Annotated in this window: 10 protein-coding genes and 1 tRNA gene; 4 read left to right on the forward strand and 7 right to left on the reverse strand. The window is 59.1% G+C overall.

The genetic code is table 11. The features are described from left to right. Window positions 1-21: 21 nt before the first annotated feature. Window positions 22-999: a site-2 protease family protein gene (locus RBT76_01830; GenBank protein MDX9856509.1), complete on the reverse strand. Its 978-nt coding sequence runs from the start codon at window positions 997-999 to the stop codon at window positions 22-24. Between the two features lie 292 nt (window positions 1,000-1,291). Here RBT76_01830 and RBT76_01835 point away from each other — a divergent pair, with 292 nt between their 5' ends. Beyond that, complete coding sequence (locus tag RBT76_01835; GenBank protein ID MDX9856510.1) at window positions 1,292-3,592, forward strand: oligopeptide transporter, OPT family; 2,301 nt, start codon at window positions 1,292-1,294, stop codon at window positions 3,590-3,592. A 74-nt stretch (window positions 3,593-3,666) separates the two neighbouring features. On the opposite strand, the gene RBT76_01840 is transcribed toward RBT76_01835, so the two are convergent. The 6 genes from RBT76_01840 to RBT76_01865 all read right to left on the reverse strand — a co-directional run bounded on the left by RBT76_01840 (window position 3,667) and on the right by RBT76_01865 (window position 8,612). Then, on the reverse strand, window positions 3,667-4,194 hold the full coding sequence (locus RBT76_01840) for a DinB family protein (protein ID MDX9856511.1): 528 nt from the start codon (window positions 4,192-4,194) through the stop codon (window positions 3,667-3,669). A 138-nt stretch (window positions 4,195-4,332) separates the two neighbouring features. Then, window positions 4,333-6,072, reverse strand: a complete 1,740-nt coding sequence (gene sulP, locus RBT76_01845) for a sulfate permease (protein MDX9856512.1) — start codon at window positions 6,070-6,072, stop codon at window positions 4,333-4,335. A 265-nt stretch (window positions 6,073-6,337) separates the two neighbouring features. Continuing rightward, window positions 6,338-7,084 (reverse strand): tetratricopeptide repeat protein, encoded by a 747-nt coding sequence (locus tag RBT76_01850; GenBank protein MDX9856513.1) that lies wholly within the window; start codon window positions 7,082-7,084, stop codon window positions 6,338-6,340. A 160-nt stretch (window positions 7,085-7,244) separates the two neighbouring features. Then, window positions 7,245-7,493, reverse strand: coding sequence for a hypothetical protein (locus RBT76_01855; GenBank protein ID MDX9856514.1), 249 nt, complete (start codon window positions 7,491-7,493; stop codon window positions 7,245-7,247). Window positions 7,494-7,547: 54 nt separating this feature from the next. Next, window positions 7,548-8,414, reverse strand: a complete 867-nt coding sequence (locus tag RBT76_01860; GenBank protein ID MDX9856515.1) for a tetratricopeptide repeat protein — start codon at window positions 8,412-8,414, stop codon at window positions 7,548-7,550. A gap of 114 nt (window positions 8,415-8,528) precedes the next feature. Next, window positions 8,529-8,612 (reverse strand) — tRNA-Leu (locus RBT76_01865). 690 nt (window positions 8,613-9,302) lie between these two features. Between RBT76_01865 and RBT76_01870 the strand changes: the two genes are divergently transcribed. From RBT76_01870 to RBT76_01880, 3 genes are all read left to right on the forward strand, one after another. Then, complete coding sequence (locus RBT76_01870) at window positions 9,303-13,025, forward strand: trypsin-like peptidase domain-containing protein (GenBank protein MDX9856516.1); 3,723 nt, start codon at window positions 9,303-9,305, stop codon at window positions 13,023-13,025. Window positions 13,026-13,134: 109 nt separating this feature from the next. Next, the gene (locus tag RBT76_01875; GenBank protein ID MDX9856517.1) at window positions 13,135-15,690 is read left to right on the forward strand and encodes a M14 family zinc carboxypeptidase; all 2,556 of its coding nucleotides are present in this window, start codon (window positions 13,135-13,137) and stop codon (window positions 15,688-15,690) included. Window positions 15,691-15,795: 105 nt separating this feature from the next. Further along, complete coding sequence (locus RBT76_01880) at window positions 15,796-17,184, forward strand: sodium:solute symporter family protein (protein MDX9856518.1); 1,389 nt, start codon at window positions 15,796-15,798, stop codon at window positions 17,182-17,184. The last annotated feature ends 34 nt before the right edge of the window (window positions 17,185-17,218 follow it).

Raw genomic sequence — 17,218 nt, forward strand, 5'->3', positions numbered from 1 at the left:
AGGACTCGCTTGATCAGGGGGCTAAATGGTACCCTGAACCCTCATTTCGACGCCAACTGCCAGCAAGACGGACAGCACGAAAGAAAGGACATAAAACGCGATGATTCCAAACGTGGAGCCGGCACCGGCGGGCTGCTGCACGGTACGGTGCCACAAGTCCCGGACCTGGGCTGCTACGACACCTGGGTTCTGGGCATGCGGACCGAGGTGTTCGGCAAGGCGCGGAATAACCGCTTCAAGGAATGGTCGGGGAATGCGGAAATCGGAAGAGGTGGTCGGCAAGTTGGGGAGTTTTCGAAGATCGCGCGCAAGAACTCCTTTACGGTAGACCGCCGGCACGGTCACCAGTACCCACGCCGCCAACAGCGCGAGCAGCACAGATTTCATCGAAAAGGCCATCACGCCCAGTGCGAGCCCGGCAACCACTTTGAAAGTGACTTCCAGCAAGTGGTTCCGGGTGAACAGGACGGCCTCGAGGACTCTCCCGCCATCGAGCGGATAAAACGGGAGAAGGTTGAAGGCGTTGACGAAGAGAAAGACGCGTGCGGCGGTAAGCGTAACGGGATCGGCTCCGGCGAAATAGAGCCGCGCCAGCAGCACGCCGATAACGATACCCGGCAGCGGGCCGGCCAACGATACAAACGCGCGGCGCAGCGGGCCGGGGTTGTGATGTTCGCCGGAGGCGGCGCCGCCGAAAAGCGGTACAAAAAAGATGCGGACATCGCGGTACCCGACGGCTTTCATGGCGAGCAGATGACCGAGTTCGTGAACGAATATCACAATAACGATCGTGAACAGGAATCCCCACTGCGACTGCATCAGACCGAGGGTGACGAAGAGAAACAGGGAAATGAGCAGGAAAGAGAGATTGCGCCAGGGTTTTTTTGATTCGCCGTAAGAGAGGATTTCATCGACACGATCGATGTCGACCGCGCCACCGACGGGTTCGGCGTTTCGGGTAGTCTCGGTTTCCGGCGTTGAGTCCGGCACCGTATTCATGGCGCCGCATAAACGGCAATGCACGAGTGCGCCGGCACCGGCGTCTGTACTGATAGTCTTACCACAGGCGGAACATGGAAAATGCATGACCCTAAAAGACCCCCTTCACTGACAACAAGATAGAGACCGGTGGCGGCGAAGGCAAGCACGAGCTTTGTCGGCGGCGAGCTGGAATGAATCCACTGACTCGTCCTCACCGAAGTGAATTCACTAGTTGCAAAATCAGGCAATCTTTCGGAACTTGGCCTATTATTCACGGAAGCGTTCCTCAATCCAATAGGAGCAGAGCACTATGAAACCGGAAAGGCACTTCACTCCTTACGTCTCTCCTCAGGCGAGCATGGCCGAGATGACGATCAAGGGGCTGATCCTCGGCTCGATCCTGGGTATCGCATTCGCGGCATCGTCAGTGTACCTGGGACTCAAAGTGGGTTTAACGGTGTCGGCCTCGATTCCTATCGCCGTGCTGTCGATTACGATTCTGCGCGCCTTAGGGAAAGCCACCATTCTCGAGAACAACATGGTGCAGACGGTGGGGTCAGCCGGCGAATCCATTGCCGCCGGGGTAGTCTTTACGCTTCCGTCTCTGCTTTTGATGGGTCAGGATCTGGAGTTTGCGCGCATTCTGCTGGTCGCACTGCTCGGCGGAACGCTTGGGGTCCTGATGATGATTCCGCTCCGGCAGGGCTTGATCGTTCAGGAACACGGCAAGCTGACGTATCCTGAGGGAACGGCATGCGCCGAAGTGCTCATAGCGGGGGACAAAGGCGGAACATCGGCCAAAACCGTCTTCACCGGCGCGGGTGTCGGGTTTGCTTTCGGCTTTCTCAACCTGATTACCCGCCTGTGGAAAGAGACATCGGACTGGTCGCTGAGTTTTTTCAAAGGCGCGTCGATATCCGCCGAGGTCGCCCCGACCATGCTTGGAGTCGGCTATATCATCGGTATTCGCACAGCGGCCAATATGATGGCAGGCGGCGCGCTGGCGTTTATCGTGATTATTCCGCTGATAAAGGCGTTCGGGGAGCAGCTGGGCAGCCCGATGTTTCCTGAGACGGAGGCGCTTATCAAGGACATGAGCCCCGGCGCAATACGTAACGCGTACGTGCTCTATATCGGCGCCGGGGCGGTCGCCACGGGCGGTATTATCAGTTTGATTCGTTCCATTCCGTCAATCATCGGCGCGTTCAAACGGGGCATGGCATCGCTGGCCGCGACTCGACGCAACCAGCAGCCGGTGGTCGCTCGCACCGAGCGTGATATTTCCCTGGTCTACGTGATCGGCGGCTGTATCGCCCTGATTCTCTCCATCTGGCTGGCACCGATTCTCGATATAAACTTCACATCGGCCGTGCTGATCATCCTTTTCGGGTTCTTCTTTGTGACCGTGTCGAGCCGCATCACCGGTGAGATAGGATCATCGTCGAATCCCATTTCGGGGATGACGGTCGCCACGTTGCTGGTGACCTGCCTGCTCTTTCTCGCGGTCGGCTGGACCGGGACAAGCTATCGGGTGATGGCGTTGACCACGGCGGCGCTCGTTTGCGTGGCGGCTTCGAACGGCGGCACCATTTCACAGGATCTCAAAACGGGATTTCTCGTGGGCGCTACACCATCGAGGCAGCAGCTCGGTATCCTGGTGGGTGTGATCACGAGCGCGATCGTGATCGGGTGGACGTTGTTGTCGTTGAATCAGGCGATGACTACCTACTCGGCGCGCAACTACCCGGATTACACTGCAGAGGTTCCGGCGAATGCGCCTGAAGTCGAATACGACGGCGCTGTCTATCGCCAGATTTCGATTCCGGAGAAGACCGGCTCGGTGCCGACCGGACGGTACCTGGTGAACGACGACGGTAAGATCGTGTATCTCATCGATCCGGGCGTCTGCGGGACCGACCTGTTCCGTCTCAGCCGCGTTTCGGGCGAGCCGTATGCCGGGTACAACGCCGGGGTGCTTCCTGAGTCCACGCCCACCATGTTGACGGTGGACGGTCCGCAGCGTGTACTCCAGCTCGAGAACGAGCTGAACGGCATAGCGCCGGGGCGCTACCTCGTCGATTCCACCGGTGCGATCACGCACCGACTGTCGACCGTGACCAAGTACGACGCGCCCAAGGCGCGATTGTTCAGCCTGATTATAGACGGTATATTGACGCACAAGCTGCCGTGGGCGCTGGTTTTGATCGGCATATCACTGGCGCTGATCATGGAACTGGTCGGCGTGTCATCGCTGCCGTTCGCGGTCGGTCTGTACCTGCCGATCTCGACTTCGACACCTATCTTTGTCGGCGGCATTATCCGCAAGCTGGTGGATCGGCGGCGCAAAGACAACGGTGGTACGGAGGCCGAGTTTTCGCCGGGAGTGCTGCTGGCCAGCGGTCTGATCGCGGGCGGCGCAATTGCCGGACTGACGCAGGCCATTTTCTATATCATGGATTGGAACGCGGCGTTTGACAAGTCTCACTGGATGGGATCGCTCGCCGAGAACAACCTGTGGGCACTTGTGCCGTTCAGCGGGCTGGCGATGTTTGTTTACTGGGTGGCGACTCGGAAGAACAACAAGAAGGACACGGCTGCCGGCACCAAGTAAGCACAGCAAGTACGACAGGCTGCCGGAGGCAGAGTAAGTCGACTTCGGGAACTCAGGCGCCGAGCGCCGGTGTGTCACTTTTTCCGGGCGTGGTACATCCGTTTCAGCAATTGAATCTGCCCCGCATGATAGATGTCGTGGTACGCCGCGCCGATTACCCGGTACTCCGTTTTGGCCCAGGTTTTGTGGTCAATCGACGGGTCCGAATTCGCAACCACTTCGCGCAGTTTGTCATGGTATTCTTTCAGGAGCGCGAGATCGCTTTTCCAGGCGGCATCGGAGATCCGGTCGGGGCGGGCGAACCAGTCCCCCCACGTTTTTTCCGCGCTGTAGGGGAACGCGCCGCGCTTCTCGCCGGTGATCCGTCGCCAGAGGACATATTTGTAGTAGGCGACATGGACGACAATCTCCCAGATATTGTGTCGTCCGGCGCCGGGGCGCCAGGCCGCCTGTTCGGCGGAGACACGCATGAGCGACCCTCGGAAGTTGGTTCCGTGCCAGGCTTTTCGGTTGAACGCCTGATCGACCATGGAGAGCAACAGCCCGACGACCTGCCCTGATGAGACGGCCGCCGACTTGTCACGTCGTGTGGATTGCGCCATATGATATCCTCTCGATTGGAGCACTGCGTTGGGACACCGCGCTCGCACCACGCGGCACAGGACAATATGGGTCCCGACCCGGTCTTCGGGTATCACATTCTTTTATCCGCCGTGTCCGATAGGCCGCACAGACTATGACTATAGGTCCGGTGATGCAGCGCTGTCGGTATTCCCTGCCTCGCGTCGTACGGTAGGCACAAACGGGACGGGCCGTGAGACGGCCGGTAATCCGAGATGCCTGCGCGCGACGTTCAGAGAGTCGTCGATATTTCCCAGAATATTGTCGCTGCCAATTTCATCCCAGAGTCCGCTTCGCTGCAGCGCAAACAGCGGCTGCGCGTGCACGCCCGACAGAATCAGCACGGCGCCGTCGCGACGGCACTGCTGGTGAAACGTCCGCAGGACGTGAAGGCCGGTGGCGTCGATGGCCGGCACGTCGCGCAGGCGGAGGATCACGACCGGGACGGGCTTTTCGATGCGGCGGATGATCTCCTGGAAGCGCTCGGCCGCGCCGAAGAAGAACGGGCCCTGGATCTCGAATACTTCAACTCCGGGCGGAACGTCGCGGGTCTCTATCGAGTTCGGGTCGGCTGACTCGTCCTCATCGCCCCGTAACTCCCTCGTGATGATTCCGACATTGGAAACTTCACTCATCCGCCGGATGAACAGCAAAGCCGCCAAAACGATTCCGACTTCGACGGCAACGGTGAGGTCGACCAGTATCGTGAGCGCAAACGTTGACAGCAGCACCATGACGTCGCTGCGCGGGGCCCGCAGCAGGCTGCGGAAATGCTCGATTTCGCTCATGTTGTAGCTCACCAGGACGAGGATACCGGCGAGCGCGGCCAACGGTATTCCGGCCGCCAGCGGCGCGGCCAGGAAAAGCAGCGCGGCCAGCGTGATCGCATGGATGATGCCGGCAACCGGGGTACGGGCACCGCTTTTGACGTTGGTGGCGGTCCGTGCGATGGCTCCGGTGGCGGGGATTCCACCGAGAAACGCCGCTCCGATGTTGGCGACACCCTGTGCCACCAGTTCCACGTTCGGTTTGTGTTTGCTGCCGATCATACCATCGGCGACGGTCGCCGACAGCAACGATTCGATGGCGGCCAGTATCCCGACGGTAAACGCCGCCGGCACCAGCGCCTGGATCTGGGTAAAGGAGAGGGGCACCAACGAGGGACTCGGCAGGGCACGCGGCAATTCGCCGAAGCGCCCTCCAATGGTTTCCACGTCGAGTTTGAAGAGGGCGACGGCCGCAGTTGCGACGACCATGGCGATTAGCATGGACGGGAGCCGTGGAGCCATCCGTCGCACCAGCACGATGACGGCAATGGTGCCGATACCAACGGCGGCCGTGGCGGGGTCGATCGTCCTGAAGTAGACGAGGTATTCGACCCATTTGTCAACAAATTCGACCGGCACTTCCTCCATGCGGAGTCCGAGGAGGTCCTTGATCTGAGTCGAGAAAATCACTACGGCGATACCGGAGGTGAAGCCGGTCACGACCGGAAGCGGGATGAATTTAATCAGGGCGCCCATGCGCGCCAGTCCGAGCGCAATCAGAAGGCCCCCGGCCAGCAGCATCGACCAGACGAGGCCTACGTAACCGTGAGTGGAGGCTATCCCCGCCACGATGACAATAAATGCGCCGGTCGGCCCACCGATCTGCACTTTCGATCCGCCCAACGCCGAGATGAGGAAACCGGCGACAATCGCGGTGAACAGCCCGCGTTCCGGAGGAAGGCCGCTGGCGATCGCAAAGGCCATGGCCAGCGGCAGGGCGACGAACCCGACCGTGACGCCGGCAAACACGTCGTGCATGAAGTGAGCCTTGTCGTAAGACTTAAGCGAATGGACGATTTCCGGTCTAAACATACTCCGTCTTTCACTCGGGTGACGTCCCGGCGCATCTCATGTGCCGCCGGGGCAGGATTGGACTATCTGGCCCCACGATATCCGATTTGCGAACGAGCCGGGGAATATAGTGGAGCCGCCCGAGATTCGGCAAGAGGATATTTGACGAGTTGCGATGCAGTTTGTGCGGGCACCAAACCCCCGGCGGTGCGCGTCATACCCGCCCTATATCCAGCGTCCGCTTGGCTGCCGGGTCGACAGCCGAGCCGCCGGGGAACGATTGCCGTCACTTGGCCCGATGGGCGAGCGCTGCCTTGACTGAGTCAACTCGGGGATCGGTGTAGGGGTTGGCATACTGAAGGAACAATTCAAGGTAGCGGAGTTCGCCGTCGCTGTCGCCGGTCTTGACACACAACTGCGCCAGGCTGTGGTAAATCTCGGCGGCGGTCGGGTCGATTGTCAGTGCGGTATTGTAGTCAATGAGCGCCTCATCGAATCGACCCAGGATCTTGTAGATCTCTCCTCGGTTGTTGAAATGGTACGGATTGCTCGGATCGCGTTCGATCAACGCGTTCATGACGACCAGCGCGCTGTCCATTTCATTGAGCCGGAACAGCGCGTGCGCCAGTTCGCCCAAGGCGGGCAGAAAGGTCGGCTCACTGAGAAACGCTCTCTCAAAGTCGTTTGCGGCATCTTCCCACTGTTTCCTCTCTGCCAGGATACGACCCCGATTGTACCGCGCGGGAAAGAATCCCGGGTCGCGTTCTATAGCCCGAGAATAGTCCAGAAAAGCCGAATCAACTTCTCCCAGTTCGTTGTAGCAGACGCCGCGGTTGAAGTAGGCGTTTGGATAGGTCGGCGCCTCGCGAATCGCCTGGTCGTACAGAACAAGCGCTCTGCGGCAATCTCCGGACCGACCGAGCTCATTGGCCTGAGTAACCAGGAGGTTGGGATCGCCGTTCGCGGCTCTTCCGCCAATCTGGACAACCGCAAGTATGAGCACCAGTTTGCAGAGTCGATGGACCTGGATCATGAATCCTCCCGTTTCGCGCGGCTTGCGCCGCTGTTGCGATTTCCCATGTACTCATTTGTCGGCGCGGTCAGGGAAATGGTGTAGGTGGAATCCGATGAAGTGAAATGAGCAAGCGGCGGGAGAAGTTACGTACGAACCAAGGACCAAGACACCGCCGGTCCTATCCGACGCAGGTCCAGGAGCCGTTGACCTTCCGGAAGCCGTGGTCGAGGAGTATGTCCTCGGGGATGTCGAGGCCGATATCGAGCATTTCCTCGAATACTTCCCGGTCGCTGCGCGAGCCGTACTTCTCGTCGAAGTCGCTGTAATCGACGTCGCAGGTGAAGTATTCGTAATACAGCGGCGTGCCGTCGGCTGTGCGGCGGATATTCCCGTTTTCGTCGCGAAGGCATTCGTTTTCGTCGGGCATAGCTGCCTCCTTTGCGTGTGATTGGTGTTGAAATTGATAGAAACTGATATTTGTTCAGTTGGCGCGAAGCGAGTCCGAGTCATCGGACCAGTTGTCGAGCACCGCGCGGATGGAATCCAGCCCGGCAATACTATCGCACGCCAGGCTTTCGGAACACTGTACCGTCATTTCCAGGGCCGCCCGCTCCCTGGCTCTGTCGCCGATGGTATGATATATTCGTGCCCGGGCATGATGCACCCAGGCGAACCAGATGTCACTGACCTCATTACCCTTCACGGTCAGATCGTGTAACCCGGCTTCCACGTCGTCCAGATCGGCCAGTGCTTCATCGGTCCGCCGCATGTCCATCAGCACCACCGCCCGGTTAAAGTGGTAGCCGGGGAAATTGGGATTTCGCGTCACTAGCAACGTGGCCACCGACAGGGCGCTGTCGAACGATTTCATCAGATAGAGGGAGCGCGTGAGCCGCTCCAGTGGCGCCACCTTGGTGGTATCGATAGTATAGGCTTTGCTGTAGGCCCCCACCGCTGACGGGTACTCCTGCCGCAGCTCGTGAACGATCCCGCAGCCCAGGTAGGCCCAGCTGCTGGTAGAGTCATAGCGAATCGCCGAACGGTAGTCTATCAGGGCCGAGTCGTAGATTCCCAGTTCACGATAACAATCGGCCCGGGCATTGTAGGCGTCGGCATATTCAGGGTTTTCCCGAAGCGCTTTGTTGTACATCTCCATCGCGTTGCGACATTTGCCCTGCCACCGATACCCAGCGCCCTGACTGAGGAAGTACTCCGGCCGGCTGATACAGGACAGCGAACTCAGCAACGGCAGGAGCAAGAACAACAGCAAGAGAAGTACAGGCTGAATCCGCACACGAGTGACCGTATGGAGGCAATTGCGGGTCGAGTCGACTTTCAACTGGAACATAAGAAACCTCCCGCCTATGGGCCCGATACGTTCCCCACAGCAATCAAGGAACGAAATTGGGAGGGAAATGTCAACGAATCGACAGGACGCGGCGGGAAATCGGGCATAAAAAAATGCCGAAGGTGGGATTTGAACCCACACGCCCGTACAGGCACTGCGCCCTGAACACAGCGTGTCTACCAGTTTCACCACTTCGGCATTTTCAGATCTGAGTCTGCAGCCCGGTTTCCCGGCCCGCAGGGAGACCAATATACGGGCTCATTGGGAAAAGGCAATGAGATTTTTCCCCGCCATCCCGCATGATGCCGCGTCGTCCGGATCGGGAGATCTCGTACCCGGAGATACAGTCGACGCGGCGCTCGCTGCGGGCGACGCCCCCATCCGGTAAGGAGTTACCGACGCGTATGTGGGTTTAATAATCTATGATCATATTTTCGTATCGATTGGAGTCGGTCAGTGGTCGGGTCCGGCTTGTGCATATTTTCCCAAAATCGTCCATTTTCGTTGCTATATGAAACAGGCCAACCGGTTAAACGCTTGACATTTACGAGGCGATCCGTATTTTAAAATTGTTGGCTTGGCGAAAAAGTCGCTGCCGGAGAGTCAGTCTCAGGAGCACACTCGGTCCGATCAGACGTTTACCGCATTGATGCCGTGATTAAAGCTCGAACCACCTGCATACCGCTCACAGCAGCGCTCGCGTGGCGCGTGGTGTTTGGAGTTCGCGCCTGATGCGGCTGTGGGTCCGTTTCGATCGTCGCCTGTCTGCCCGGATTGCTCTCCCCGTTACATATACCACATACTTCAGCCGCGGATCCCGCATACTGTCTATAGACGATACGAAGAATAGAGATAAAACCTGAAACCCGTGAAACATGTAAGGTGCGTATGAAAATCCGGAGCGCTATTGGAATGTTGCTGGCCTGCCTGCTCGCCACCGGGGCAGTGTACGGCCAGGTCAGCCATGGGGGCGAACCTGTCAGTTTCTCGAGCGCGGTCAAGTCGTCGATCGACTCCCGTCTGATGCCCTCGATAAACGTCGACGAACTAATCGCCGAGGATGCTGCCGAACCCAAGGATGTGCCGCAGCGGTTCGGCTGGCCACATGAAGTCGACTATACGCTGTCCAATTCCGGAACCTGGGACACCCTGCCGAACGGCGATCGCCTGTGGCGGCTGCGGGTGGCCTCGCCGGGCGCCTATTCGATCAACATTCTGTACGAACGGTTCGATATCCCCAACGGGGCGCGGCTGTTTTTGTACAATGCGGATAAGTCGCACGTGATCGGATCGTTCACGTTCGAGAACATGCAGCCGGACGGCCGTTTTGCGACGCAGCCGGTCATGGGCGACCAGGTCGTAATCGAGTATTACGAGCCGTTTTTGGTGCGCGGCAAGGGCGACATCCAGATATCATATGTCGTTCACGCGTACCGCGACCTGTTCAATAGGCACAAAGACAAGGGCTTCGGCGATTCCGGCTCGTGCAACAACAACGTGCACTGCCCGGAAGCGGCCGACTGGCAGGACCAGGTGCGCTCTGTGGCCATGATCATCAACCAGAACGGCAGCCGCTGGTGCTCGGGCTCGATGGTGAACAACGTACGACAGGACCTCACGCCGTACTTCCTCACCGCGAACCACTGTCTCACCGGCGTAGAGTCGCAGTGGGTCTTCGTCTTCAATTACGAAAGCCCCAGCTGCTCCAACATCGACGGTCCGCTCAGCCAGACGATCACCGGCGGTACGGTACTCGGCAACAGTTCGACGTCCGATTACGGGCTGATCGAATTGTCGACCGATGTACCCGAGGTATACAACGTGTGGTACAACGGGTGGTCGGCCGTTGATGTGCCGGCGACTTCGGCTGTCGGCATCCATCACCCGGCCGGTGACATCAAAAAAATATCCTGGGAAAACGACCCGCTGGCTTCCACCGCGTATCTCGGCGCTCCCGGCTCCGGCGACACCCACTGGCGGGTGTTTGACTGGGACGACGGCACCACCGAGGGCGGCTCCTCCGGCTCGCCGCTCTATGACCAGAACCATCGCGTGGTCGGCCAGTTGCACGGCGGCTATGCCGCCTGCGGCAACGATGATGAGGACTGGTACGGCAAGTTCTCCCGCTCCTGGAGTCTCGGCCTGAGCGCCATTCTCGACCCCGACAACACGGGCACGCTGACGCTGGACGGCCGCAACGCCACCGGCGTGTCGATCACGCACGAACCGTTGATGGACACGCAGGACACGGTAAACGCGTACGAGGTGCTGTGCACTATCACGGCCACCGCAGAGCCGCTCGACATGAGTTCTTTGTACCTGCACTACGATGTCGGATCCGGATACGTTCTCGAGGCGCTCACCGCCACGGGAGGCGCCGATGAATATCATGCATTCATTCCGGCCCAGTCGCCGGGCACGGTCATCGACTATTTCCTCACGGCCGCTGATACCACCGGTGAGGCCGACACCGCCGGCGTATACACATTCCGGGTCGCCGACTACGGTGTCAGTCTTGCCCCTGCGGTCGTGACGGGCACGGGCGCGGTAGACGACTCGGTCTGGTACGGCCTGAAGATCAAAAACACCGGCATTTTCAGTGACGATTACACGCTGTCGGTCAGTGGTAATTCGTGGACGACGGTTATCTATGACGAGACCGGCACGACACCTCTTTCGTCAACCGGAACGATGGTGTCAAATGATTCGATGATGTTGCAGGTCGCGGTGATCGTTCCGTCGTCATTCTTCGGCGATATCGATACGGCTGTCGTCATGGCGACATCGACCGCCGGTCCGGTAAACGCGTCGTCGATGGCGATCACGACCTCGGCGGGCGAACCTCTTGCGCTGCCGTTTTTCGACGCGTTCCCGGCACCGACTGTCGATATCGGCAAGTGGGTCGTGGTCAGCAACGTGACGGCTACCAGCGGCTCGATCAACCCGCCATCGGCGCCGTATGCCGCCAATTTCAACGGCAGTCCGACCGGCCGCGACACGTTGATGTCGCAGGCCATCGACCTGAGCGGCGCTACCGACATAGCACTGGTGTACCACTACCAGCAGACCGGAAACGGTGAGTCTCCGGACGCGGGCGACGATCTTTTTGTCGAGTACATGAACTCGTCGGCCAACTGGGTGCTTGTCAATCAGCACCTGGGATCAGGCCCCGACATGAACACATATGAGGAGGTCACGTATTTCCTCCCGCCCGATGCTTATCACTCCGGATTCCGGATTCGGTTCCGTAATACGGCGACATCGGGCGCATTCGACGACTGGTTCGTTGACAATGTTTCGGTTGACGTCAATTTCCCGCCTGAGATCGACGTGACGCCGACCAGTATCAGCGAGAATCTCCCCCAGGGCGACACCTCGACGCAGATGCTGTATATCAACAACATAGGTCTGGGCGGCTTGAACTTCACGGCAGAGATTCAGGCGGCGTTCAAGCGCAACGAGACTTTCGAGCGGCTGCAGGCCATGGGCATGGTGCAGCCGGCGTATCCGACTTCGTATCCCGACGAGCAATTCGCGGTCGAAGTCGGCAAGGGGATGTTCGATCCGAGGGTCGGATACGACGTTACCAAGGATGCGGGCGGACCGGACGCGTTCGGCTATCTGTGGATTGACTCGGACGAACCGGGCGGTCCGACGTTCACATGGAACAGCATCGCCGGCACGGGATTCGACATTGTCGGTCCGATGATCGATGACACGGCGATCGGCCCGATCGAACTCGGATTTGGTTTCCCGTATTATGGGAACACGTACAGCCAGATCTGGGTCGGTTCCAACGGCATCATCGGATTCAGTGCCACCGACATGCGCTCCCTGAGCAACGTGGCCATTCCGACCGGAGGCACGCCGAATAACATGATCGCCTGGATGTGGGATGATCTCAATCCGAAGGATCCCAACAATCCCGGCGCTCACGTCTATATAGACACGACCGGCAACCGGTGTGTTATTCAGTTCACGAATTATCCTGAGTACTCGGCTGGGGTCGGCGACGTGATCAACGCCCAGGTGATTCTCGAGTCCGACGGGACGATCACGATCAATTACCTGTCGGTGGCGCCGGGATTCGATCTCACCTCGAGCACGGTCGGGATCGAAAACGACGCCGGCAACGACGGTCTGCAGGTGGTGTTCAACAGCGGTTCGTACGTGCACGATTCGCTCACGGTCGTCTTCTACTCTCCCTATCAGTGGCTGACCATGGATCACCAGAGCGGGATTTTGGCAGGCGGCGGTTCCGACAGCCTGAAGTTGTCGTTCCGAACTGAAGGGCTGGAGGACGGCGTATACGACGCCAACGTCATTGTAAACAGCAATGACCCCATGAATGGGCAGATCATCGTCCCGGTGCAATTGACTGTCAGCTCGGGTCCGCAGTACATATGCGGCGACATCAATAACGACAGTACCGGACCGGATTTGTCCGACTTGATTTATCTGGTCAACTATCTGTTCACCGCCGGTCCGCCACCTGCGGTGATGGAGTCGGCGAATGTCAACGGAGCCGGCGGGAACGAGCCTGATCTGTCCGACATCATTTATCTCGTGAACTTCCTGTTCATGGGTGGCCCGGCGCCGGCCTGTCCGTAACAGAGCCGAATTGACGCGAATATTCGGAGGGGTGGTTGGAAAAACCGCCCCTCCGATATATATTTAAGGATGTCTACGGCTCTCACCCGATAAGGAAAGGACAGACATTGTGACGCACCGACTCGCGGCACCAGTCCTACTCGCCCTGCTGGTGCTGGTTTGCAGTATCGGAGCCTCCGCCGCTCCGTCAGAGGAATACTACCTCCAACTCACGTTCGACTCCCGCAAAGACCTGTCCGTATTGACGAAGCTGGTATCGATCGACAATGTGGTCGGCGACACCGTTTTTGCGTATGCCAACGACCGACAGCTGGCCTCGCTGGAAGCATCGGGGTATGCTTTCACGGTACTGCCTCATCCCTCGTCTCAGGCCCAGGTGGTCATGTCCTCGGAGAAGGACATCGAAGACTGGGACGCGTACCCGACCTACCCGGCGTATGTGGCGATGATGGAGGATTTTGTTGCCAACTACCCCTCCCTGTGCGTGCTCGACACGATCGGGACGACCGTACAGGGGCGACTATTGCTGGTCCTCAAGATTTCCGACAACCCATCCGTCAACGAGGCCGAACCTGAAGTCTTGTACACGTCTTCCATGCATGGCGACGAGACAACCGCCTATGTTCTCACGCTTCGCTTGGCGGACTCGCTCCTTTCCACCTACGGCGTGGATCCGGTCATGACCGCCCTCGTGGACAATTTGGAGATATTCATCAACCCGCTCGCCAATCCCGACGGCACGTACTACGGCGGCGACAACACGTTGAGCGGGGCTCGCCGATACAACGCCAACGGTGTCGATCTCAACCGGAATTTCCCGGACCCCGAGGACGGCCAGCACCCCGACGGCAACTCCTGGCAGCCGGAAACGATTGCCTGGATGGACTGGGCGGCCGACCACAACTGCGTGCTCTCCGCCAACTTCCACGGCGGCGCAGAAGTGTTCAACTACCCCTGGGATACCTGGTCGACACGGCATGCCGACGACGCGTGGTGGCAGTTTGTCGGTCACGAGTACTGCGATACCGCCCAGACCTACTCTCCCCCGGGCTATCTCGACGGGTTCAATGACGGCATCACCAACGGCTCCGACTGGTACGAGGTAGCCGGTGGCCGCCAGGACTATTTCGGTTACTTCCACGGCGGCCGCGAAGTCACCATGGAGATTTCCGACACCAAGCTTCTCTCCGCCTCACTGCTGCCTGCATGGTGGGGATACAATCGGCGCTCGCTCGTCAATTATCTCGAGCAGGCCTACTATGGCATCCGCGGCACGGTGACGGATGCGATAACCAGCGATCCGCTTGCGGCGACGATCCGTGTCCTCGGGCATGACATTGACAACTCGGAAGTGTTCACGGATCCGTTGCACGGCGATTACTATCGTATGATCAAAGGCGGTACGTACACGCTCGAGTTCAGTTCGCCGGGCTACTTCTCCGACACGGTAACGGGAGTGACGGTCGCGGACTACGCATCAGTCGTCCTGAACGTGCAGCTGACCCCGTTGCCTAACGAGCCGGTGATCACGTTCTCGTCGCAGAACGCGGGCCTGGTATCCAGTGGTGAGACGGCTGCGTTCAAGATTGCCTTGACCAACCTGGGGGCAGGCAACGCTACCGGCGTGCAAGCGGTGCTGTCGTGCGACGACACGTTGATCACCGTAACCACCGCAAGCGCGGCGTACCCGAACCTTACCGCACTCGGCGGAACGCAGTTTTCGCTGACGGATTACGTTATCGAGATCGATCCGGGGACTCCCCCGGAATACGAAGCGGCGTTTAACCTCGAAGTCACGGCCGACGGCAGCTATGCCAACTGCCTGTCGTTTTCGATGATGATCAACGCGTCGGTAGAGGACTTCGAGTCCGGCGACTTCTCGACTTTTGCGTGGACGTTCGACGGCACCGCGCCGTGGACGATCACTACCACGGAAACCCATTCGGGAGTCTATGCGGCGCGATCCGGTGTAATCACCCATAACCAGACCACCGGGATGGCGGTGACGATCAACAACCTCGTCGCCGACACGATTTCGTTCTGGTACAAGGTTTCGTCGGAGAGCGGCTGGGACTTCCTGCGGTTCTATATCGACGGAGCCGAACAGCAACGCTGGTCAGGTTCGGTGGACTGGACCCGCGCATCGTATCCGACGACGGCAGGGACGCACACGTTTCGGTGGGCCTACACAAAAGACGGCAGCCAGTCCACCGGCTCCGATGCGGCGTGGGTCGACTTCATTGAGTGGCCGTCGTCCAATAACGACAAGGACGGTGACGGGTACACCGACGCGGTCGATAACTGTCCTGATGATTTCAATCCCGAACAGGCTGATGACGACACCGACGGTCACGGCAATCTCTGCGATAACTGCCTGTCGGTGTTCAACCCGGATCAGAAGGACGACAACGAGAACGGCATCGGCGACGCCTGCGAATGCTGTCAGGGAAGCACGGGCAACGCCAACAATGACGCGTCCGACGCGGTCGACCTGTCCGATTTGATCTATCTCGTCAACTACCTGTTCCTTGGTGGTCCGGCGCCGGTGTGTGTCGAAGAGGCCAATACAAACGGCGATGTCGGCGGCAGTGTCGATCTGTCGGATTTGATCCACCTTGTGAACTTCCTGTTCCTCGGCGGCCAGAGCCCGGCTCTCTGCTTGTAGCGATTTCGCGCATAGCGATAAGGGCCCCCGGCCGAGTGGCCGGGGGTTTTTTTAATCGTCGCGTTTCGCCTTTGACATTGAACTGACGGAGCGGTTATTTCGAGCATGGTCTATTTCTGGGTGACCCTCGCGTATCTGGTTTTGCTCATCGTGGTTGGTGCGTGGCGGTCGACGATTGTCCGCACACAGGATGATTTCATGGTGGCCGGACGTCGCCTGAGCGCGCGCGTACTGGTGGGGACGCTTCTTGCCACGTGGATCGGTTCCGGCTCGATTATCGCGGGCGCGGGGCTCGCGTATGAAAAGGGACTGGCCGCGCTCTGGTTCGATCTCGGGGTGTGGATCGCCATCGTGGTGCTGTACCTGATCGCCGGTCGCGTGCGTCGATTCGCACAGTACACGGTTCCGGATATCCTCGAAACACGCTACAACCGCTTCGCGCGACTGATAGCGACGGTGGTCACCATTATCGCCTACACGGCAATCGTCTCGTACCAGTTTCGGGCGGGGGGGATGGTGTTGAATCTGGTCGCCGGCATCCCGGTTGACACGGGCATATTGATCACGGCCGCGTTTGTAATCGGATATACGGTCCTCGCAGGGATGATTTCGGTAGCGTACACCGATGTCGTGAACGGTATTGTCATGCTGCTCGGGCTGACCGTAGCGTTGCCCTTCATGCTGGATACGGTCGGCGGATGGGACAGCCTGCGTGCAGCGCTGCCGGCATCGCACTTCGCGCCGCTCGGAAACATGACGATATTGGAGGCGTTGGGTTACACGCTGCCCACCATGCTGCTGCTGCTCGGCGAATCGGGCATGTACCAACGATTTTTTTCGGCGCAGGATGAACGAGCGGCACGCCGCTCCGTGGTTGGCTGGATTCTTGGAACCATATTCCTCGAGACTCTGATTGTCGTGCTGGGTGTCGTGGGTCACGGACTGTATGGGGACATCGATCCCGAGATGGTAATCCTTCACTCCGTCAAAAATGCGCTGCCGGTGGCGATCGGGTGCCTTGCTTTGGCCGCGATCGTGGCGGCTATCATATCGACAGCCGACTCGTTTCTGCTCGTGCCGGCCACCAATTTCGTACGGGATATCTACCAGAGATTTGTCAACCCTGGTATCTCGCAGACGAATATCGTTCGGCTCGCGCGCGTCGCGGTTGTAATGCTGGGAGTCGTCGCTTTCCTGCAACTCCGATTTTTCGAGACGGTACTCGAGATGGCCCTGTATGCGTACACCATGTACGGTGTGGCGATAACGCCGGCGCTGCTCGCGTCATTCTTCTGGAAACGCGCCACTGCGGCGGGTGGCGTGAGTTCCATGCTCGGCGGCATGACGGTCACGCTCATCTGGGAGTCGGCCGGTCAGCCTTTTGGCCTACCGACCGTATACCCTGCGTTATTAGTATCTCTCTCGCTGCTGATTTTTATCAGCCTGCTTGGAGCCCCTCCGCCACGCGCGCACTGGCAACCGTTTTTCGACTGATACGCGCCCGCGCGTCTTTCCTCCTGATAGCTCA

It is taken from the genome of Candidatus Zixiibacteriota bacterium (genome assembly GCA_034003725.1).
GTDB lineage: Bacteria > Zixibacteria > MSB-5A5 > GN15 > FEB-12 > WJMS01.